This window comes from Streptococcus dentapri (genome assembly GCF_042649885.1).
GTDB classification, from domain to species: domain Bacteria; phylum Bacillota; class Bacilli; order Lactobacillales; family Streptococcaceae; genus Streptococcus; species Streptococcus dentapri.
The window spans coordinates 29,632-48,114 of the sequence record NZ_JBHSAC010000061.1 but is presented as its reverse complement, the minus strand read 5'-3'; the positions used below and the strand labels follow the sequence as shown (position 1 = coordinate 48,114).

The following is an 18,483-nucleotide window of genomic DNA, read 5'->3' as shown; positions in this document are numbered from 1 at the left end:
AAGCCATTATAATCCTGAATCAAACCACTTTATTTAATCTCCTAATACCTCGGATATCCAAAAAACTCTGTTTCTTGCAAGTCGGCTCTGCCTTTGTCAAAAGCAGCCGCATCCCAGGTCAGGCCAAAGTCGGCTGCGGTCTCGTCCGCTAGGAAGTCCATGAGGTCACTGAGGCCCTCGGTCGCCACATCGTTGAGGGTTTCTGCAAAGTAGGCGAGAAATTCGCGGGACAGACCTTTTTTGGGTTCGTAGGGAATAGCTGCCAGATAGTCGTCTTTGTCAAAGCTGGATTTGGCAGGATTGTAGAAAAGCACATAGTCTTCAAACAAGATATCGTCGTTGCTTTCTTCTCCCTTGGCATCCAGTGTGGCCACAGCACCCTGATTTTGCGCTTCCAAAAGAAAGGCCAACTCGATGGCATGGTTTTTCTTGTCCCAATTCAGCTCATAATCGTAATGAAAATGCTGATCCATTTCTTCTTCTAATACCGATAAAAAGCCATACTTTGCCATTTGTCACCCTTTGTCTTTCTTGTGCTATAATAATTATAGCATTTTAAAGATGGAAAAAATACGATTGACGCTGAAATTGAGGCTAAACACAAGCAATCATTTCAACGCAAATACCCATAAAAGACTGGAGACTGACATGCACGATAATTTAGCATTGCGGATGCGCCCCCGAAATATCCATGACGTTATCGGCCAAGAACATCTGGTTGGTCCCGGGAAAATCATCCGTCGGATGGTCGAAGCCAATCGTCTAGCTTCTATGATCTTATTCGGTCCTCCTGGTATCGGCAAAACCTCGATTGCCTCTGCCATTGCAGGTACTAGTCAGTTTGCCTTTCGGACCTTTAACGCCACAACCGACAGTAAAAAACGCCTGCAGGAAATTGCGGAAGAGGCCAAATTTTCAGGCGGTTTGGTGCTGCTTCTTGATGAAATTCACCGTTTAGACAAACCTAAGCAAGACTTCTTGCTCCCCTTGCTTGAAAATGGCAATATCATCATGATTGGGGCAACCACTGAAAATCCTTTCTTTTCTGTAACGCCCGCCATTCGCAGCCGGGTTCAGATTTTTGAGCTAGAGCCCCTGTCTAATGAAGATATCAAGACAGCCCTTCAAAGGGTTCTGGCGGATAAGGAGCGTGGCTTTGAGGTGGCCGTCGATTTAGACGATGATGCCCTTGATTTTATTGCGACAGCTACCAATGGCGACCTGCGTTCAGCTTACAACTCCCTTGATTTAGCAGTCCTATCAACCGCACCAGATCAAAAAGAGGTGCGTCATATCACGCTTGAGGTCATCAAAAACAGCCTCCAGCGCAGCTACATCTCTATGGATAAGGACGGTGACGGCCACTATGATATCCTGTCCGCCCTGCAGAAGTCCATCCGCGGATCTGATGTCAATGCCAGCCTCCATTATGCTGCCCGACTGATAGAAGCGGGAGATTTACCTAGTCTAGCCAGACGATTGACAGTTATTGCTTATGAAGATATCGGTTTAGCCAATCCCGATGCGCAGATACATACGGTAACAGCTCTTGAAGCTGCTCAAAAGATTGGATTCCCAGAAGCACGGATCTTAATCGCTAATGTGGTTGTTGATTTAGCACTATCACCCAAATCCAACTCAGCTTATATAGCTATGGATGCTGCTTTAAGAGATTTACGGAATTCCGGCAACCTCCCCATCCCCCACCATCTACGTGATGGACATTATAGCGGAAGCAAAGAATTAGGCAATGCCCAAAACTATCTTTACCCTCACGATTATCCTGAAAAATGGGTCAAGCAGCAATATCTGCCAGACAAAATTAAGAACGCCAGCTATTTCACAGCAAATGATACTGGGAAGTACGAACGGGCGCTGGGAGCTAACAAAGAGAGAATTGATAAGCTTTCAAACCATAAAACTAAAAAATCATAATTTTTTCTTGAAAAAATTTTCAAAAATGGTATTATAAAAGCATAGAACTGCTGTGGTATACGAATTCACATCAATGTGTTGACCGACTAAATCTTGTATTATAGGGAAACATAAGTCTTCTTGCAGTATGCAGGCCGTTACACGCGGAAGCAACTATAGCAAGAGCGAGTTACCCACCTGCTTTTATTGCGGGTTCAATACAAAGCGTGAATCACCGGTACCAATACAGCTCTTTTTCCTTCCTTAGCTCAGTTGGTAGAGCAGCGGACTCTTAATCCGTGGGTCGTAGGTTCGAGCCCTACAGGGAGGATAAACTTGACGTGTAAAAGCCTATGTATATAGGCTTTTTATTTACTAGGAGTTTATGAATGAGAAAAAAGTTATTATTGCTGTTATGCCTTCTGGCAGCAGGTGTTTTTTTGGTAGACTGCTCTTCAAAGGAACAAGCCAAATCTCCTGATCAAACAGATATCTCCAATACTCCTGATGATGAACAAAATTTTGATTCCTCATCTCAGGACGAGGGAGCCAACAGAGATAAATTTAATGAAAATCGCCATCCGACTGATTTACCTAAAGATGCTGATTCCGCTAATACGGATAAAATTTATGCCACAGATGGCAGCGAAATCTATTACGAATCCTCCAGCTCAGGATTTGCTGCTTCTACCCCTGATTTTAAAGGCTATACCGCTAATAAAGTCAAGCAAATTTTAGGGAGCCCTAGTAGTATTATCAAAGATACCAAAACCATGAAGTCCATGCTGACTGAAGACGAACAAGAGCGAATCATCAGTTTATTTAAGACTGAACTGATTTCCCGAGAGGAAGCAAAGGCTTTTTACAGTGTGGCCAACGACTTTGTTCTTGGCAATCTGGATAGATACTATATTTACGAGTATAAAGATAAAAATATTGTTTTACTATTTAATACTGAGAGCGATACCCTAGCCTATATCACACCCAATCCCGATTATGTTTACTGGCGCTGAGGCTAAAAAAGAGTTTTTCTTTGTTTATCATTCAAAGACCTCTGCGATAATTTTAAATAGAGCGAATTTATTAATCCTTACGCTCCATAATCTTTGAATTTTTGATATAATAATGTCTAATGAATAAAGGAATTGGAGAATCTCATGACCGCACAAAAAATGACTGCGCAAGAAATTATAGCCTTCATCGGTAATGCCGAAAAGAAAACTAATGTTAAAGTAACTTTCGAAGGAGAACTGGAAGGAAACCTCCCAACTACTGTTATCAAATTGGGAAATGTTCTTTTTGGAGATTGGAAAGATATCGAGCCCCTCTTGGTGAATTTAGTTGAAAATAAAGATTATGTCGTTGAGCAAGACGGTCGAAATTCAGCTGTCCCTTTACTTGATAAACGTAATATCAATGCTCGTATTGAACCAGGAGCAATTATCCGTGATCAAGTTACTGTCGAAGATAATGCTGTTGTAATGATGGGAGCTGTTATCAATATTGGTGCTGAAATTGGTGAAGGCACTATGATCGATATGGGAGCTATCCTAGGAGGCCGTGCCACTGTAGGTAAAAATAGCCATATCGGTGCAGGAGCCGTGCTTGCTGGTGTTATTGAACCAGCAAGTGCTGATCCTGTTCGCATCGGTGATAATGTCCTTGTTGGTGCTAATGCTGTAATTATTGAAGGTGTTCAAGTAGGTAACAATTCTGTTGTCGCAGCCGGTGCCATTGTAACTCAAGATGTTCCAGAAAATGTCGTTGTCGCCGGGATCCCTGCCCGTGTCATCAAAGAAATCGATGAACAAACACAACAAAAAACGGCTCTTGAAGATGCCTTGCGTAACCTGTAATGAAGAATAAATGGAGTAGATGTTCTACTCCATTTTCTCAATGAGATTGGACTAAAAATGACTTTGGATTTAATTAAAATTAGACATGACTTACATCAAATCCCAGAAATTGGACTTGAAGAGTTTGAAACACAGACCTACCTGCTAGAACAAATTGCTAAAATTACTGCCAGCAAAAATTTTGTCGAACAGCGAACTTGGAAAACTGGAATTCTTGTTTTCGTGAAAGGAACCGCACCAGAAAAGACTATAGGTTGGCGAACCGATATTGATGGCCTACCAGTAGTAGAAGACACTGATCTAGACTTTGCTAGTCAACATGCTGGTCGAATGCATGCTTGCGGACACGATATACATATGACCATTGCGCTTGGCCTGCTTGAAAAACTAGTAGTAAGTCAACCTAAAAATAATCTTCTTTTTCTCTTCCAACCAGCAGAAGAGAACCTCGCCGGTGGTAAACTCATGTATGAAGATGACGCTTTTGGTGACTGGAAACCAGATGAATTTTACGGTTTACACGTTCGTCCTGATTTAAAAGTTTGTGATATTGCTACCAACACTAGCACTTTATTTGCAGGTACATGTGAAGTTCTCATAACTTTTAAAGGAATTGGTGGACACGCTGCTTTTCCTCACCATGCTAACGATGCTCTCGTTGCTGCAGCTTATTTTGTGACACAAGTCCAAACTATCATCAGTAGAAGTGTTGACCCAATTGAAGGGGCAGTGGTTACTTTTGGTTCTATGCACGCTGGGACTACCAATAATGTCATTGCTGAAACCGCCGAACTCCACGGAACCATTCGTACTTTAACACAAGATATGAACTTATTGACACAAAAACGTCTCAAAACCATTGCTGAAGGAGTAGCTGCATCCTTTGACATGGAAGTTGAAATCAAACTCATCCAAGGCGGTTATCTACCGGTTGAAAATGATCCTAGCTTAGCAAAAGATTTTATGCGTTTCTTTGATCAAGAAACTGAGGCTAATCTCATTGATATTCTGCCTGCTATGACCGGCGAAGATTTTGGTTACCTCCTTCACCAAATTCCCGGTGTAATGTTCTGGTTGGGGGTTGATTCCCCTTACCCGCTTCATCACCCTAAAATGAGCCCTCGCGAAGAAGTCTTACCATTTGCTGTTGATACAATTGCAAGATTCCTCGCCTATCGTGCTAACTGATTTAAAACCTGCCTCTGCCTTATTGATGATTTTTTACAGTATAACTTTGTATAGTATAAGCAATAGAGATATTCATCATTCTATTTGCAAGGAAAAATGATAAGATATTAGTATGTTAAAAGATGATCTAAGACAAAAAGTTCTAGCTGATTTAAAATCTTTAGACAGCACCTATAAAAATGAGGCTGATAGACAGATGCTCAACCAGTTAGTCTCAACATCGATTTATAAAGAAGCAAAATACATTGCCACTTACTTAGCTTTCGATCATGAGTATAACACCCAACTCTTAATTGAGAGGGCAATAGCAGATGGAAAAGTTATTCTGATACCCAAAACCTATCCCAAAGGTCGTATGACATTTACGCAATACGACCCAAATTCTTTAGAAAAAACTAGTTTTGGTCTCCTAGAACCTAAAGGTGAAGAGTCAATCGACAAAGACCTAATCAATCTCATCCATGTTCCCGGTTTAGTTTTTAATTCTCAAGGTTACCGCATTGGCTATGGAGGTGGTTATTACGATCGTTACCTCAAAGATTTCCAAGGGGAAACTGTTAGTCTGGTTTACTCTTGTCAATTAGCTAACTTTATACCTGATCAACACGACATTGCCGTTAGAAAGATGATTACTTATGATAAATGATTTCAAAAAATATCCTGCAACCTATTCCTTATTGACTATTACAATTCTTGTCTTTCTGGCGCTTCAAATAACTTATCGCAATCAGGCTACTACTAGTCTTGCCATTTATAATTTTGGAGGCATGTTTGGCCGAGCTGTCCAATTTGATCCTCAGCAATTATGGCGCTTGGTATCGCCTGTTTTTGTTCACATTGGTTGGGAGCACCTTTTATTTAATGGAGTGACACTTTATTTTGTTGGACGCTTGGCTGAAGATCTTTGGGGGACAGCCAAGTTTTTAACGCTTTATCTATTAGCTGGTATTATGGGAAATGCTGCCACACTTTTCTTTACACCAACTGTTGTCTCAGCAGGGGCTTCAACCTCACTTTTTGGTCTCTTTGCCGCAATCTTTATTGTTGGCTATGTCGGTAATAATTCTGTTCTTAAACGCGTGGGTAAGCAATTTCTTATTTTAATTCTTCTGAATCTAGCTTTTAATCTCTTAGATCTCCTGTCAGGTCAACCTACTATAAGTCTAGTTGGACATCTTGGTGGAGCTTTTGGCGGGGCACTAACCGCTCTCTTTCTACCCATGCAACATCACAAAACAGGAATCAGTACAAGTTTAAAAATAACTGCCCTTATTGCCTATTTTACCTTTGCAGTAGGCATGGTAGCTTGGTCAATTATTTAATCAAGCAACACTCCTACTGCCAAAAATCTGATAACTAAACAGCTATGAAATTCTTAATTCCTACTGCTAAAGAAATGAAAGCAGCCGAGCAAACCTATCCCCATCAACTACCAAGTAAAAGTTGGCCTATCCTAAAAAAACTAGGGGAAGCCGACTCTAAAGACTTAGAAAAGATTTACCATATAAAACCGGAAACTGCTGAAAAAGAGAGGCAGCATATCTCAAACTTACTAGCTAATCAAGCATTAGGTTATCATGCTTTAGAGCTTTTTAATGGCTTGATGTATCGACAGATTGACAAAAACTTGACAAATGAAGACTTGAACTTTATAAGAGACCATGTTTTTATCACCTCTGCTTTATATGGTGTTATCAATGCTTTAGATAGCATTGCAGAGCATCGATTAGATTTCAACTGCAAACTAAAGGTGGATAATCAATCTCTCAAAAACTACTGGCGACCCTATTATGATCAATTTGTTAAAGAAGACAATCAACCTATCATCTCTATGTTATCCAGCGAATTCGAGTCGGTCTTCTCTAAAAAATATACCGACCAATTTATTAAGCTAATTTTTCATGAAGAAAAGGATGGGAAACTTAAAACTCATTCTACCATTTCTAAAAAAGCTCGTGGTAAATGTCTCAATCAAATTATCAAACATAGGATAAATAACATAGAAGGATTACGAACACTCACTTTTGATAACTTTGATTATAGAGAGGAACTTTCAACAGAGCATTCTCTAGTATTTGTAAAGGCAACAGACTAAGCATAGAATCCTTTAAAAATTAAAAGCATAAAACTATTATGATAAGTTTTATGCTTTTTATATGTTTCCATAATTCTTTAATTATATTAGCTTATCCCTATTAACTTGCTCATAGTCTGCTTCTCCATCATTAAGTTTATCCCATATAGTAATCTTGCCTGATTCCAAAGATTTTTTGACATCAATAATGCGTTGGTTGGACGAACCACGAAATTGTAACATCAAATTTTTCTTAGTTATATCAAAACGACCATCAACCAAAATATCAACTAATTTTAACAATTCCAACTTGTCCGGTGTTTCTAGCATGAGCTCTTCCCAAGTATAACCCGTCCAAGACCAAATATCCTTCTCTGGTAATTCTTTTCGAATACGTTTAACCAGAGGTATGAGGGTGTCGGTATTAAGAAAGGGTTCCCCACCAAGTAGAGTCAGACCTTGAACATAGGGCTGCGCTAAATCTTTCATAATTTGCTCTTCAAGTTCTTGACTATAAGGCATACCAGCCTTAAAAGACCAGGTTGCCGCATTATAGCAACCCTCACAGTGAAACATACAGCCACTGACATAGAGTGAATTTCGAACCCCTTCGCCATCAACAAAGTTAAAGGCCTTATAATCAATAATGCGCCCTTGACTGAGTTCCTCTGCCTTCCATTCTTGCGGTTTAGGATTGTTCATTTATCTACCTGCGCCTCCACTTCTATCCAATAACGCTCAATGCCATTTCTAACATCTTCTAATTGACCACCATTAGCTAAAATAACGGCACGACTAGCCAAGTTATCCGAGTGACAGGTCACTAAGACTTTTTTTATGTTTTTAGATTGACAAACTTGTAAAGCTTGTGTCAACATAGCTTTGGCAATCCCTCGTTTTCTCTGACTGGGTCTAACTGAATAGCCAATGTGTCCACCACTCATCATTAAGGAATCATTCAAGCGCAGACGTAGGCTCAAAAATCCCAGAGCCTTCCCATCATCACTAAAAGCAACAAATTGAATAGAGGGTACCATACCGTCAACTAAATTCAATCCTAATTCATGATCAAAATTCTGCTCTAGCCACTCCTCATAATCAAAGTTCTCAGTATCCCAGAAACCACCATCATGGGCAGCACTCTCTTGCTCAAATTCTAACATCATTGCTAAAACACTTTCCTTATCTTTCACTTGTGGTCGACGTAACTCCATAGTTCTTCCTCTTGCGATAAGTAAAGAGCTGGGTTACCACCCCCAACTCTTTTTAATCATTCTTTCCAATGTTGGCCCGTCTTAATAGTTCTTGAACCCGAGTTTTATGGCCATTCTTATTACTAACGGAGTTCTTTTCATGATAACGTTCCACCTGAGCTTGACTTTTATAATCTAACTGGTACTTTCCCATACCTACTCCTTATAATGCCACTATCATTTTATTTCAAATGATTTTTCATTAAGATAATAACGAACCAATTCATCAACAATCTCGTCTGGATGATGACGACGGATATAGTTGCGAGCGTTGTTATGCCGAGGAATATAAGCCGGATCTCCGCTTAAGATGTAACCAACAATTTGGTTGACTGGATCATAGCCTATTTCTTTCAACGATTGAGATACCGTCGTTAAATCTTGAACCAATTCATAATCAGCATCACTTAAGTCAAAGAGGACTGTTTCATCTGTAATCTTCTGATTTTCCGGCATTATTTCTCCTTTCTGATTTAATTGATGAATAGCTTATTTCCCTGCATTCTTGATAGATGAGCCGTTCATATGCTTGACACGAGCTGAAATTTCCTTGTGGCGTCCATTAACCATTGGACGAGCTTGAGGGTTTCCTAAATACCCACAAGTTCGTTTAACAACATCTACCGTTTTAGGATCCGTATTACCACAATTAGGGCACATAAAGCCACGTTCTGTTGGAGTAAAGTCTCCTTCAAAACCACACTCATAACATTTATCAATTGGGGTGTTGGTTCCTAAGTAACCAACGCGGTCATAAGCATAGTCCCAAACAGCTTCTAAAGCCTTAGGATTTTGTTGTAAGACAGGGTATTCACAATAGTGGATAAAGCCTCCGCTAGCGCCGAGCTCTGGATAATCCTTTTCAAAGTCTAGCTTTTCAAATGGTGTTGGTTTCTTCCGAACATCATAATGAAAAGAATTTGTATAGTATTCCTTAGCTGTGATATCTTCAATTTTACCAAATTTTTCGATATCCAAACGACAAAAGCGGTCTGTCAAGCTCTCCGAAGGTGTTGAATAAATTGAGAAATGGTAATCATATTCATCAGACCAATCTTCAACCAAATGTTTCATTTGACGAATGATTTCTTTGGTAAATTCCTTAGCCTCAGAATTAGTTTCCCATTGACCACCATAAAAAACTGTTGCCACTTCATAGAGTCCGATATAGCCCAAAGATACGGTTGCGCGACGGTTTCTAAAGAGCTCATCAACATTTTCCATTTTAGAGAGACGTTTGCCAAATGCTCCATATTGATACAAAATCGGTGCATTGGCTGGCGTAGCCTCTTTAACACGCTCAACGCGGTAAACTAGAGCCTCCTTAGCAATCTGCATGCGCTCCTCAAAGAGTGACCAGAATTTTGTCATATCACCCTTGGATTCCAAAGCGATGCGGGGCAGATTGACAGTAACAACACCAAGATTCATACGGCCTGAGCTGACTTCTTTACCATTCTCATCTTTCCAACCTTGTAGGAAAGAGCGACATCCCATCGGCGCCTTGAAAGACCCAGTCAATTCAATGATTTTATCATAGGATAAAACATCTGGATACATCCGCTTAGTAGCACATTCCAAGGCCAACTGCTTAATGTCATAGTTGGGCGTCCCAAGCTCTAAATTGAGACCACTTTTCAAGGTGAAAATCAACTTAGGAAATATTGCTGTACGGTGTTCACTACCTAGCCCCTTGATACGGATATTCAGGATAGCTTTTTGAATTTCCCTTTCAAACCACGTAGTCCCTAAACCAAAGCCAAGCGATGTAAATGGAGTCTGCCCATTTGAAGTAAATAGAGTATTGATTTCATACTCCAGACTCTGCATCGCATCGTAGATGTCTTTTTTGGTCTTAACCCGTGCGTATTCTTCACGTTTATCTCCAGTTACCCATTCTTGAGCATCTTTAAGATGCTTTTGATAGTTGAGTTCAGCATAAGGTGCTAGAAATTCATCAATGCGATCAGCTGTACAACCACCATACTGGCTGGAAGCTACATTGGCAATAATTTGAGAAATCTGGGCTGTTGCTGTTTGAATTGACTTAGGACTTTCAACTTCTGCATTACCAATTTTAAAACCCTTGGCCAGCATCCCCTCAAAATCAATCAGACAACAATTTGTCATTGGCGTATAAGGGCTATAATCAAGATCGTGATAATGAATATCACCCTTTTGATGAGCGTTAGCCACATGGGGTGGTAGCATCTTCAAACCGATGGATTTCCCAACGATACCAGCTGTCAAATCACGCTGTGTATTGAAGACATCACTGTCTTTATTAGCATTCTCATTAACAACTGTCTGATCCTTATTGAGCAATTTATCAATAGTAAAGTTAATATCGGTTGCTTGAGAACGAGCAAAATCGCGCTGTGTCCGGTAATTAATATATTCCTGAGCAATCGCATACTCATTGGCAGCTAACAATTCATGCTCAACAATACTCTGAATCTCATAGATTTTAATATCGGCTAAAAAACGATCAGCAATCTCGGCGACAATGCAATCAGTAATTCCTTTTAGCTTTGTTTCCATCAATGGTGATATTGGTGACACATTTTGACTAGCTCTAAGCAAAGCCTGATAAATTTTATCCTGATCAAACTTAACATGACGACCATCACGCTTAATAACTGTAATTTCAGGAACAGTCGTCACCATTTCTTTTTCTAATGTAATCATGAACTTCACCTCGGACTCCATTATAGCATAAGGCAAAAAAAAATCAATATGTTGTGGTGGATTTTTTCTTAAACCACAACATATTGATTTTAAACTTGTTTTATTTCTTTTGATAAACCGTAAAGTGATCAGCATCTGTTACAGATATTTTCTCATAAGTACTATTCAAACGATTGACAATATCGCTCGATAAGTTCTCAGAATTATTGACCACAATATACTGGGCCCTGGCTTGCAAAATCTCATCTTCCAATTTCTGTGCATTGGCCTTAGTTGTAGTATTCACAGAAGGCACTGGAAATTGTGAAGCAGACTGCAAAGCCGTGTCTAGATAAATTTTTGATGAGTTATCCCATACATAAATAGTATTTTTCTTATCGGTATTTTCCCTTAGGTAGGCCGCAATGTTACTACGCTCACTATTAAGCCCAAGTGACATGATACCAATAAAGATTGGAAGAACTACTCCTGCAATAACAACGAGGACAGGAAGCTGAAAATGTTTCTCTGCAAAAGTTCCCCAGTAACTGCGATTAGCTTCACGACTGTGCTTACGCCGATGGGCTGCACGGCTCCCCTTGCTGCTAGGTTCTGCTCGTTGATAATCAATATTATCGTTTATAACAAGAGCCGTTAGAATCAAACCAAAAGGTAGCACCAGCAAAAGCTGGAAAATATAGTAACTTCTAGCAAAAATTCCGATAACCAGACTGAACACCAAGTTCCAAAAGATTAACCATTTTATTGTTTTAAAATTTGAAGTTTGTCCAAGGTGACCCCAAAAGCCAAAGAAACCCAACAGTAAACCAGATGATGCTAGAATCAGAATTTGATAAGGAATGGTAATCAAGAAAGATTCCTTACCAATAGTAAATACCTTAAAATTATAGAAAAGAGCTTGAGAAATATAATCTGATAAATTCCCCATATTAAAGATAAAGTAGCCAACAGTATAGTAAACAAGAATAGCTCCGAAAATCATACATAAAAGTTGATAGAAACCACGCGCAAAATGGCGCTGCATGAAATTGTAAATACCAATAGCTAGAAAGGATAAAGCCCCAAAAATCAAACTACGAGGTTCAATCAAAGCAGATATGGAGCCAAAAATAGCATAGATGATGAAAGCTTCATCATTGATATGTCCTGCAAAATATTTTGTCAAATACCAAAGAGCATTCAAGAGGAAAGGAAAGGCCCATTGGATAGGATAAAGCCCACCAAAACCAAAACCAAGATTAAGAAGGAAAAAAATCACCGTAAAGGTCATTCCCATACCATGCCTATTAGTCAAAAAGGCGATAATTTTATAAAGATAAATCCCCGACATATAAAAAGCTAATAATTCAATAATCATCAGCCAGATACTAGAACCCAAGAGATAGCTTAAGGCGATGATAACATAGAAAAGGAAGCCCCCTGTTGCAAATGTATCTAAGTAGGGGATATGGCCATTAGCCATCATCTGTCCGGTATAGAGATTAACAGTTTGATGAATGTTCCCAAAGTCTGTCAACAAAGGATTAGCAACTGATGTAAGCGCTAGGATTAAACTCAAAATAAAAATATAAAACCGATGCAAACCATCAATTTTTATTTTATAAGACTTTGGAGTTTCTCTCTGTAATTCAGCTTCTGCTACATCAAACTTATCTTCCACTCTATGACGTCTATGATAAGTTTGACCTTCTTCTTTTCTACGAGCCACTATGTTTCTCCTTGAATTTATTATCACTAGTATATCAAAAATTAATCTTTAGTCAATTTTCTAAGGATAGTACAATAAACTAGAATATCTTTAAAACGGTGATATTTTTGTTTTTGGTAAGTCTCTAAAAATTTAATTTCTTCTTTTGATAAGTCTAATCCTCTCATCAGTTAGCCCTCCAACTCTTTATTCGCAAATAGATTAGAGAAAGGGTGGTAAAATATCGGACAAATCTAAACATATCCTAAAATTACAGGATACGAAATTTCACTCACTATTTCTGGTATCGCAGAACTTACTGCAACAAGTATTATTGTTGAATTAGAAGATATTCATCGGTTTCAGTCTGGCAATCTAGTCAATAAATACTTTTATCGGTAGATCCCAGACATTATGAATCTGGAAACTACCTAGCTCAGAAACATATTACCAAGTATGGGAATTTTTACGTTAGCAAGATTCTGTATAAGTGCATCCGCACTATCGTGGCAGCTAAACCCATCCCTGCCACATCGCAGACTTTTATAAGATACGAAAAAGACAATCGCAGACGACTTTAACTAAGCCATATACGATTGCCTCTGTAGATCGTTTCATTGGAACAATGTATTACTTCATAATGCATGACAAACTTTTCGACGACACTTTTACCCAGAGTCATTTATGCCCTTCATTGTAATGTCTTGTTTCAAAAATAGATTGAAATGCTTCTATGAATAATCAACTGATACTCTTTCAAAATATGTAAACGCACTATCTGACAAAGGGTAGAAAAGAATCCGAGTAAGATTTGCTCAGGATCTCTTGTTATATTGCTATTGGCAACTGACTATTCTTCATCTAAGAAGCTATTGAAGACCTCTTCAATCATATCCCACTCAGCATCTGAGTTTTCTGGAATAGGTTGTAAATCACCTTCAGTGCCGTCTTCGTTTTCTGTAAAGGAATAAGCTTGTATTTCAATTTCGCCATTGGCATCTTCCTCTGCACCAGATGGTACCAAGAGAACATAATTTTTGCCAAATTCCTCACGACCATCAATAGTCAAAAGAATTTCAAACAAGGTCTCATTGCCTTGTTCATCAATAAGTGTAATAACTTCATGATCATGGTTATGATTGTGTTCATCTGCCATAGTCTTTCTCCTTAAAACATTCGATCTAAATAATTTTGCAAAATCAGCTGTGCCGCTAATTTATCAATAACCTTTTTACGTTTTCCACGGCTAACATCTGCTTGCTCGACCAACATGCGCTCTGCTTGAACTGTTGTCAATCGTTCATCTTGGTAGTCCACTGGAATATGAAATAACTCGGTGATTTTTTCCCCGTAAGCACGACTAGCTTCTACACGGGGACCACTTGTATTATTCATATTTTTGGGAAGGCCCACAACAAACTTATCAACCTTATACTCACTAACCAACTCTCCTAGACGTTCAAAACCAAAGTTTTCCTTAGCTTCATCTATTGGAATAATTTCAACACCTTGGGCTGTAAAACCTAGCGGATCACTAATGGCAACACCGACTGTTTTTGACCCAACATCAAGTCCCATAACTCTCATCAAAAATCAATTCCATTTCCTTTAAGATAGAAACGGACCAGTTCCTCAACAATTTCATCGCGTTCATACTTACGAATCTTATTACGGGCATCGTTATAACGAGGTACATAAGCAGGATCCCCGCTCAACACATAACCTACAATCTGATTGATTGGATTGTATCCTTTTTCATCTAATGAACGATACACGGCCGTCAGTGTCTCACTGATTTCCTGCTTACTTCCATCATCGAGATTGAAACGAACAGTTTCATCTGTAAATCCCATACTTGCACCTTCTTTCTGTTAGAGCAATTTGTGTTATTATATCCTATTTTCCTTCTCTTTTCAAAGAAAAGTGTTTTTAGGAAGGTTTTACCGATGTTCCTCCTTCTTTAAATAAAAGAAGGACGTATTCCAAGGGAGTCACTTTCTGCAACTCATCAAAATAAAGAGGAGCAATGGTATTATTTAAAGCAGATTTATCAAGGCTCTTCATATCATAAGTAATATTATACTTGAGCTGATAATCATCAGTAACCTCTAGATTAACGGTCACTCCCTTGACTTTTTTCAAATCCTGAATGGTATTAGATTTTTCCAATTCAGGTAGAGCTCCTCTCACATCATTGATATCACGCCCTTTAATATCATCCGGTAGAGATTGTGCTATTACCATTTTTATGGTCTTGTATTCATCGCCATCATAAGTGACAGTCTCTGTAATAGTAGCATCTGTACCACTTGTACTGCTAGAACCAGTTGAGTAATCTCGTGATTTAAACTGAACAGCTTTAGTTCCAGATACTTTTTTTACTTCATGTGATGAAGAATCTTTTTTCTTATTATCAGATTTTTGACTAGTTGTATCAGATGTTGAACTAGAACTAGACTTGCTCTGTGAATTATTTGAACAAGCAGCTAGACCAAAAACAATCACTAAAATGATTATGGTGATATAACTTCTTCTTTTCATAATTTTTCTCCTTTTCTTAAAACACCTATAGCATCATTATAGCTTATTTTAAGGCAAAAAAGAAGGGCTTTCACCCTTCTTTTCAACTTTTTATTATAATACTGCTCGTAAACGAGCTTGATTATTTTCAACTTCACGAATAGCACGCGGTAAGAAGGCGCGAATATCATCCTCCTTATAACCAACCTGCAGTCGCTTGTCATCAATCAAAATCGGACTCTTAAGAATGCGTGGATTTTCTTGAATCAAATCAACAACCTGGCTTAGACTCAATTCATCAATATCAAATTTGAGCGCTCGCGCATAACGATTTTTTGAGGAAACGATACTCTCAACACCGTTTTCAGTCTTTGATAAGATATTCAAAATTTCTTCTTTTGTCAATCCTTCTTTTCCGAGATTTTGTTCTTTATATGGTAATTGATGGTTATTTAACCAAGTTTTTGCTTTTTTACAACTAGTACAACTAGAAATCGTATAAATCTTAATCATAATCACTTCTCTCTTTCTATCTATATGATGGTTACATTCTAACATACTAAAGAGAAGCAGAACATAGGTCTTACGACCTATTTTCAATTTGTCAACTAGAAAACTTCAAATGTTAATATTTGAGATTTTTTAAGATTTTTGACACATTTCTATTTTCCTTATAAAAAATAGCCAAAGGCTACTTTTTATTCTTCAATTTCGATTGTATCAAGATCCAATGCCAAGTCCTCGGTTTGTTCTTCCGTAACTGCAGGTTCATCTGTTTTTTCTACTGCTTCATCTGAGTCAATCAATCCATATTGAATACGGACCTTCTTATCAATTTCATCAAAAATTTCTGGATTATCTGCTAAAAACTTTTTAGCATTCTCTGAACCTTGTCCAATTTTTTCATCATTATAAGAATACCAAGCTCCTGCTTTTTGGATGATATCTAAATCAGTCGCAATCTTAACCAATTCACCCGTACGCGAAATACCCTCCCCATACATGATTTCTACAAAAGCTTCTTTAAATGGTGGAGCTACCTTGTTTTTAACAACCTTGATTTTTGTTTCTTTACCAATATTTTGATCTTTTTGAGCGCCGGTTCCCTTGATTTGAGTGTTGCCACGTACATCCAAACGAACCGATGAATAAAATTTCAAGGCACGGCCACCAGGGGTTGTTTCCGGATTCCCAAACATCACACCAACTTTTTCGCGCAGTTGATTGATAAAAATAGCGATAGTCTTTGTTTTATTGATAGAAGCTGACAATTTACGCATAGCTTGACTCATCATCCGGGCTTGTAGGCCGACGTGACTATCCCCAATATCGCCATCGATTTCTGCACGTGGCACAAGCGCAGCAACCGAATCGATAACCACAAGATCTACAGCTCCTGAATCAATCAGCTTGCCCGCAATTTCAAGTCCTTGCTCACCAGAATCCGGTTGCGATAACAAGAGATCATCAATATTAACACCTAGTGCTGCTGCATAAGCTGGATCTAAAGCATGCTCGGCATCAATAAAGGCGGCAATACCACCTTCTTTTTGTGCTTGGGCAACCGCATGGAGAGCAACAGTTGTCTTACCTGAACTTTCAGGTCCATAGATTTCAACGATACGTCCTTTAGGATAACCCCCAGCTCCTAAAGCAATATCTAGTGCGAGACTGCCAGAACTCATCACTTGAACCTTCTGCTCAGCGCGTTCACCGAGTTTCATAATGGCACCCTTACCAAAATTTTTTTCGATATTTTTCAAGGCATCATCTAAGGCTTTCTTACGTTCGTCACCAAATTTTTTAGTGACTTCTTCAGTTTTCTTTACTTTTTTAGCCAATTTTTTTCTCCTATTTTCTATTTAGTATTAGTTATTATACTAAATCTTTGTCATTTAATAAAGTTTTTCGTACCAAATTAAAGGCGTGCAAGACCGCAATTTGACGGACATCCGAACGGGAACGCCCACTAATTTTGACCTGATGAGAAGCAATCTCATTTTGGGTTGCTAAACCGATAAAAACTGTCCCTGCTGGTTGACCTTCTAAACTATCCGGTCCAGCAACTCCTGTCAAAGAAACTGCCAAATCTGCCCCTGTTTTAATCCTTGCACTGGCAGCCATCTGTTGAGCAGTATAGTCACTAACAACACCGTGGATTTCTAGCTCCGCTAGGGGGATATCTAACATTTTTGCTTTTTCCTCTATACTATAAGTAACAAAACCACCGCTGAAAACATTAGAGGCCCCAGGAAAATCTGCTAAAGTTGCTTGGAAAAGGCCGGCCGTCAAACTCTCAGCTGCTGTAATTGTTTTTTGCTTCTTTCTGAGTAAATCAAAAGTGATTTGAGACAGAGAATTATCATCCCCATAACCATAAAAATAATCTGTCAGCTTCTGTCCTTCTAAAGACTCAACCGACATGATTTGACTTTCGAGCTGATCAAATTTTTGATTAGCCTGCTCTGAGCTATCGGCCTTGGTGGACAAGCGCAAGGTTACCTCTCCCGTCTTAGCATAAGGAGCTATGGTCGGATCAGTCTGATTTTTGATTAAGTCATCAATGACAGTGACCAACTGACTTTCACCAATACCGAAAAATCTAAGAATACGTGAAAATAATTGCTGGTGGTTCTCTATCAAAAGTGGCAACAACTGTTCTTGAACCATGGGTTGAAGCTCACTTGGGGGACCTGGCAAGACAATATAGTTTTTCCCATCAATCTTCAAAAAGTCTCCGACTGCTAGGCCCGTACGATTTTGTAAGGCTTTCGCCCCATCAATAATTTTAGCCTGACATTCATTATTGGGAGTGCGTAGAACAGCCGGACGAGCGGCAAAAAAAGAGTCCAATCGCTCCTTGGCAGTCTGATCAAAAACTAGAGGACGCTTTAGATAATGTGCTAAAGTTTGTTTCGTTAAATCATCATCAGTAGGGCCAAGTCCGCCGCAGAGGATGATGGTATCACTACGCTGGCTAGCAATATCAAGGATCGATAAAAGTCGCTCTTCGTTATCTCCAACAGCCGTCTGAAAATAAACATCAATGCCCAAAGCCGCCAATTTTTCTGATAAAAACTGGGCATTGGTATTGACAATCTGTCCTGTTAGGATCTCTGTCCCAACGGCAATAATTTCAGCTTTCATTTTGTCACCCACTTATCTATTCGTAAATTCATCTTATTTTAACAAAATTTTTATCATTTGTGAGATGAAGAAAATTGATTTGAAGCTGACGCCATCTTATTTTAACAAAGTGCTCTTTTTCTGCTTAATTTTTGACTTTGTCAACAAAAAATTGTA

At 38.9% G+C, this 18,483-nt stretch carries 21 protein-coding genes, 1 tRNA gene, 1 other RNA gene and 1 pseudogene; 10 read left to right on the top strand and 14 right to left on the bottom strand.

Annotation, left to right across the window (positions count from 1 at the left end):
* Window positions 1-41: 41 nt before the first annotated feature.
* Entirely contained in the window at window positions 42-512 is a 471-nt protein-coding gene (locus ACFOSE_RS07605; RefSeq protein ID WP_380432161.1) for a DUF3013 family protein, read from the bottom strand.
* Window positions 513-648: 136 nt separating this feature from the next.
* On the opposite strand from ACFOSE_RS07605, the gene ACFOSE_RS07600 reads away from it, so the two are divergent.
* The 9 genes from ACFOSE_RS07600 to yaaA all read left to right on the top strand — a co-directional run bounded on the left by ACFOSE_RS07600 (window position 649) and on the right by yaaA (window position 7,053).
* Window positions 649-1,935 (top strand): replication-associated recombination protein A, encoded by a 1,287-nt coding sequence (locus ACFOSE_RS07600; protein ID WP_380432159.1) that lies wholly within the window; start codon window positions 649-651, stop codon window positions 1,933-1,935.
* A 44-nt stretch (window positions 1,936-1,979) separates the two neighbouring features.
* Window positions 1,980-2,171, top strand: a non-coding RNA gene (gene ssrS, locus ACFOSE_RS07595) — 6S RNA.
* 1 nt (window position 2,172) lies between these two features.
* Window positions 2,173-2,245 (top strand) — tRNA-Lys (locus ACFOSE_RS07590).
* A 76-nt stretch (window positions 2,246-2,321) separates the two neighbouring features.
* Entirely contained in the window at window positions 2,322-2,927 is a 606-nt protein-coding gene (locus ACFOSE_RS07585; protein WP_380432183.1) for a DUF4947 domain-containing protein, read from the top strand.
* A 144-nt stretch (window positions 2,928-3,071) separates the two neighbouring features.
* Window positions 3,072-3,770 carry a 2,3,4,5-tetrahydropyridine-2,6-dicarboxylate N-acetyltransferase gene (gene dapD / locus ACFOSE_RS07580; RefSeq protein ID WP_380432157.1) on the top strand — a complete coding sequence of 233 codons (699 nt, stop codon included), beginning with the start codon at window positions 3,072-3,074 and terminating at the stop codon, window positions 3,768-3,770.
* Between the two features lie 57 nt (window positions 3,771-3,827).
* Window positions 3,828-4,958: an N-acetyldiaminopimelate deacetylase gene (locus ACFOSE_RS07575; protein ID WP_380432155.1), complete on the top strand. Its 1,131-nt coding sequence runs from the start codon at window positions 3,828-3,830 to the stop codon at window positions 4,956-4,958.
* Between the two features lie 112 nt (window positions 4,959-5,070).
* A complete protein-coding gene (locus tag ACFOSE_RS07570) occupies window positions 5,071-5,604 on the top strand; it encodes a 5-formyltetrahydrofolate cyclo-ligase (RefSeq protein ID WP_380432153.1) in 534 nt (177 codons plus the stop codon).
* Window positions 5,594-6,280 carry a rhomboid family intramembrane serine protease gene (locus tag ACFOSE_RS07565; RefSeq protein WP_380432151.1) on the top strand — a complete coding sequence of 229 codons (687 nt, stop codon included), beginning with the start codon at window positions 5,594-5,596 and terminating at the stop codon, window positions 6,278-6,280. Before ACFOSE_RS07570 ends, ACFOSE_RS07565 begins: the two co-directional genes overlap by 11 nt.
* A 44-nt stretch (window positions 6,281-6,324) precedes the next feature.
* Complete coding sequence (yaaA, locus tag ACFOSE_RS07560; protein ID WP_380432149.1) at window positions 6,325-7,053, top strand: peroxide stress protein YaaA; 729 nt, start codon at window positions 6,325-6,327, stop codon at window positions 7,051-7,053.
* Between the two features lie 81 nt (window positions 7,054-7,134).
* Here yaaA and nrdG read toward each other — a convergent pair whose 3' ends face one another.
* The 6 genes from nrdG to ACFOSE_RS07530 form a co-directional block, all read right to left on the bottom strand.
* Window positions 7,135-7,734, bottom strand: coding sequence for an anaerobic ribonucleoside-triphosphate reductase activating protein (gene nrdG, locus ACFOSE_RS07555; protein WP_380432148.1), 600 nt, complete (start codon window positions 7,732-7,734; stop codon window positions 7,135-7,137).
* Window positions 7,731-8,246, bottom strand: coding sequence for a GNAT family N-acetyltransferase (locus ACFOSE_RS07550; RefSeq protein ID WP_380432147.1), 516 nt, complete (start codon window positions 8,244-8,246; stop codon window positions 7,731-7,733). Before ACFOSE_RS07550 ends, nrdG begins: the two co-directional genes overlap by 4 nt.
* Window positions 8,247-8,298: 52 nt before the next feature.
* Complete coding sequence (locus ACFOSE_RS07545; protein WP_380432145.1) at window positions 8,299-8,439, bottom strand: hypothetical protein; 141 nt, start codon at window positions 8,437-8,439, stop codon at window positions 8,299-8,301.
* A gap of 23 nt (window positions 8,440-8,462) precedes the next feature.
* Window positions 8,463-8,741, bottom strand: a complete 279-nt coding sequence (locus ACFOSE_RS07540; RefSeq protein ID WP_380432144.1) for an IreB family regulatory phosphoprotein — start codon at window positions 8,739-8,741, stop codon at window positions 8,463-8,465.
* Between the two features lie 33 nt (window positions 8,742-8,774).
* The gene (gene nrdD / locus ACFOSE_RS07535) at window positions 8,775-10,973 is read right to left on the bottom strand and encodes an anaerobic ribonucleoside-triphosphate reductase (protein WP_380432143.1); all 2,199 of its coding nucleotides are present in this window, start codon (window positions 10,971-10,973) and stop codon (window positions 8,775-8,777) included.
* 100 nt (window positions 10,974-11,073) lie between these two features.
* On the bottom strand, window positions 11,074-12,681 hold the full coding sequence (locus tag ACFOSE_RS07530) for a DUF2079 domain-containing protein (RefSeq protein WP_380432142.1): 1,608 nt from the start codon (window positions 12,679-12,681) through the stop codon (window positions 11,074-11,076).
* 258 nt (window positions 12,682-12,939) lie between these two features.
* Between ACFOSE_RS07530 and ACFOSE_RS07525 the strand changes: the two are divergent.
* Window positions 12,940-13,360 (top strand): annotated as a pseudogene (locus ACFOSE_RS07525) (transposase); the annotation flags it as partial.
* Between the two features lie 150 nt (window positions 13,361-13,510).
* Here ACFOSE_RS07525 and ACFOSE_RS07520 read toward each other — a convergent pair.
* From ACFOSE_RS07520 to ACFOSE_RS07490, 7 genes are all read right to left on the bottom strand, one after another.
* The gene (locus ACFOSE_RS07520) at window positions 13,511-13,816 is read right to left on the bottom strand and encodes a DUF1292 domain-containing protein (protein ID WP_380432140.1); all 306 of its coding nucleotides are present in this window, start codon (window positions 13,814-13,816) and stop codon (window positions 13,511-13,513) included.
* 11 nt (window positions 13,817-13,827) lie between these two features.
* Complete coding sequence (gene ruvX / locus ACFOSE_RS07515) at window positions 13,828-14,247, bottom strand: Holliday junction resolvase RuvX (protein ID WP_380432181.1); 420 nt, start codon at window positions 14,245-14,247, stop codon at window positions 13,828-13,830.
* A complete protein-coding gene (locus ACFOSE_RS07510) occupies window positions 14,247-14,513 on the bottom strand; it encodes an IreB family regulatory phosphoprotein (RefSeq protein ID WP_380432138.1) in 267 nt (88 codons plus the stop codon). Before ACFOSE_RS07510 ends, ruvX begins: the two co-directional genes overlap by 1 nt.
* Before the next feature lie 76 nt (window positions 14,514-14,589).
* Window positions 14,590-15,201, bottom strand: a complete 612-nt coding sequence (locus ACFOSE_RS07505) for an SP0191 family lipoprotein (protein ID WP_380432137.1) — start codon at window positions 15,199-15,201, stop codon at window positions 14,590-14,592.
* A gap of 93 nt (window positions 15,202-15,294) precedes the next feature.
* Window positions 15,295-15,693 carry a transcriptional regulator Spx gene (spx, locus tag ACFOSE_RS07500; protein WP_380432135.1) on the bottom strand — a complete coding sequence of 133 codons (399 nt, stop codon included), beginning with the start codon at window positions 15,691-15,693 and terminating at the stop codon, window positions 15,295-15,297.
* A gap of 185 nt (window positions 15,694-15,878) precedes the next feature.
* Window positions 15,879-17,021 (bottom strand): recombinase RecA, encoded by a 1,143-nt coding sequence (gene recA / locus ACFOSE_RS07495; RefSeq protein ID WP_380432133.1) that lies wholly within the window; start codon window positions 17,019-17,021, stop codon window positions 15,879-15,881.
* A 34-nt stretch (window positions 17,022-17,055) separates the two neighbouring features.
* Complete coding sequence (locus ACFOSE_RS07490; RefSeq protein WP_380432131.1) at window positions 17,056-18,327, bottom strand: competence/damage-inducible protein A; 1,272 nt, start codon at window positions 18,325-18,327, stop codon at window positions 17,056-17,058.
* Window positions 18,328-18,483 lie beyond the last annotated feature (156 nt).

Excerpts from the sequence above, each read along its gene's own strand:
- ACFOSE_RS07605 (WP_380432161.1), bottom strand. The coding sequence starts at position 512 with ATGGCAAAGTATGGCTTTTTATCGGTATTAGAAGAAGAAATGGATCAG.
- ACFOSE_RS07600 (WP_380432159.1), top strand. The coding sequence starts at position 649 with ATGCACGATAATTTAGCATTGCGGATGCGCCCCCGAAATATCCATGAC.
- dapD (WP_380432157.1), top strand. The coding sequence starts at position 3,072 with ATGACCGCACAAAAAATGACTGCGCAAGAAATTATAGCCTTCATCGGT.
- ACFOSE_RS07575 (WP_380432155.1), top strand. The coding sequence starts at position 3,828 with ATGACTTTGGATTTAATTAAAATTAGACATGACTTACATCAAATCCCA.
- ACFOSE_RS07570 (WP_380432153.1), top strand. The coding sequence starts at position 5,071 with ATGTTAAAAGATGATCTAAGACAAAAAGTTCTAGCTGATTTAAAATCT.
- ACFOSE_RS07565 (WP_380432151.1), top strand. The coding sequence starts at position 5,594 with ATGATAAATGATTTCAAAAAATATCCTGCAACCTATTCCTTATTGACT.
- yaaA (WP_380432149.1), top strand. The coding sequence starts at position 6,325 with ATGAAATTCTTAATTCCTACTGCTAAAGAAATGAAAGCAGCCGAGCAA.
- nrdG (WP_380432148.1), bottom strand. The coding sequence starts at position 7,734 with ATGAACAATCCTAAACCGCAAGAATGGAAGGCAGAGGAACTCAGTCAA.
- ACFOSE_RS07550 (WP_380432147.1), bottom strand. The coding sequence starts at position 8,246 with ATGGAGTTACGTCGACCACAAGTGAAAGATAAGGAAAGTGTTTTAGCA.
- ACFOSE_RS07545 (WP_380432145.1), bottom strand. The coding sequence starts at position 8,439 with ATGGGAAAGTACCAGTTAGATTATAAAAGTCAAGCTCAGGTGGAACGT.
- ACFOSE_RS07540 (WP_380432144.1), bottom strand. The coding sequence starts at position 8,741 with ATGCCGGAAAATCAGAAGATTACAGATGAAACAGTCCTCTTTGACTTA.
- nrdD (WP_380432143.1), bottom strand. The coding sequence starts at position 10,973 with ATGATTACATTAGAAAAAGAAATGGTGACGACTGTTCCTGAAATTACA.
- ACFOSE_RS07520 (WP_380432140.1), bottom strand. The coding sequence starts at position 13,816 with ATGGCAGATGAACACAATCATAACCATGATCATGAAGTTATTACACTT.
- ruvX (WP_380432181.1), bottom strand. The coding sequence starts at position 14,247 with ATGAGAGTTATGGGACTTGATGTTGGGTCAAAAACAGTCGGTGTTGCC.
- ACFOSE_RS07510 (WP_380432138.1), bottom strand. The coding sequence starts at position 14,513 with ATGGGATTTACAGATGAAACTGTTCGTTTCAATCTCGATGATGGAAGT.
- ACFOSE_RS07505 (WP_380432137.1), bottom strand. The coding sequence starts at position 15,201 with ATGAAAAGAAGAAGTTATATCACCATAATCATTTTAGTGATTGTTTTT.
- spx (WP_380432135.1), bottom strand. The coding sequence starts at position 15,693 with ATGATTAAGATTTATACGATTTCTAGTTGTACTAGTTGTAAAAAAGCA.
- ACFOSE_RS07490 (WP_380432131.1), bottom strand. The coding sequence starts at position 18,327 with ATGAAAGCTGAAATTATTGCCGTTGGGACAGAGATCCTAACAGGACAG.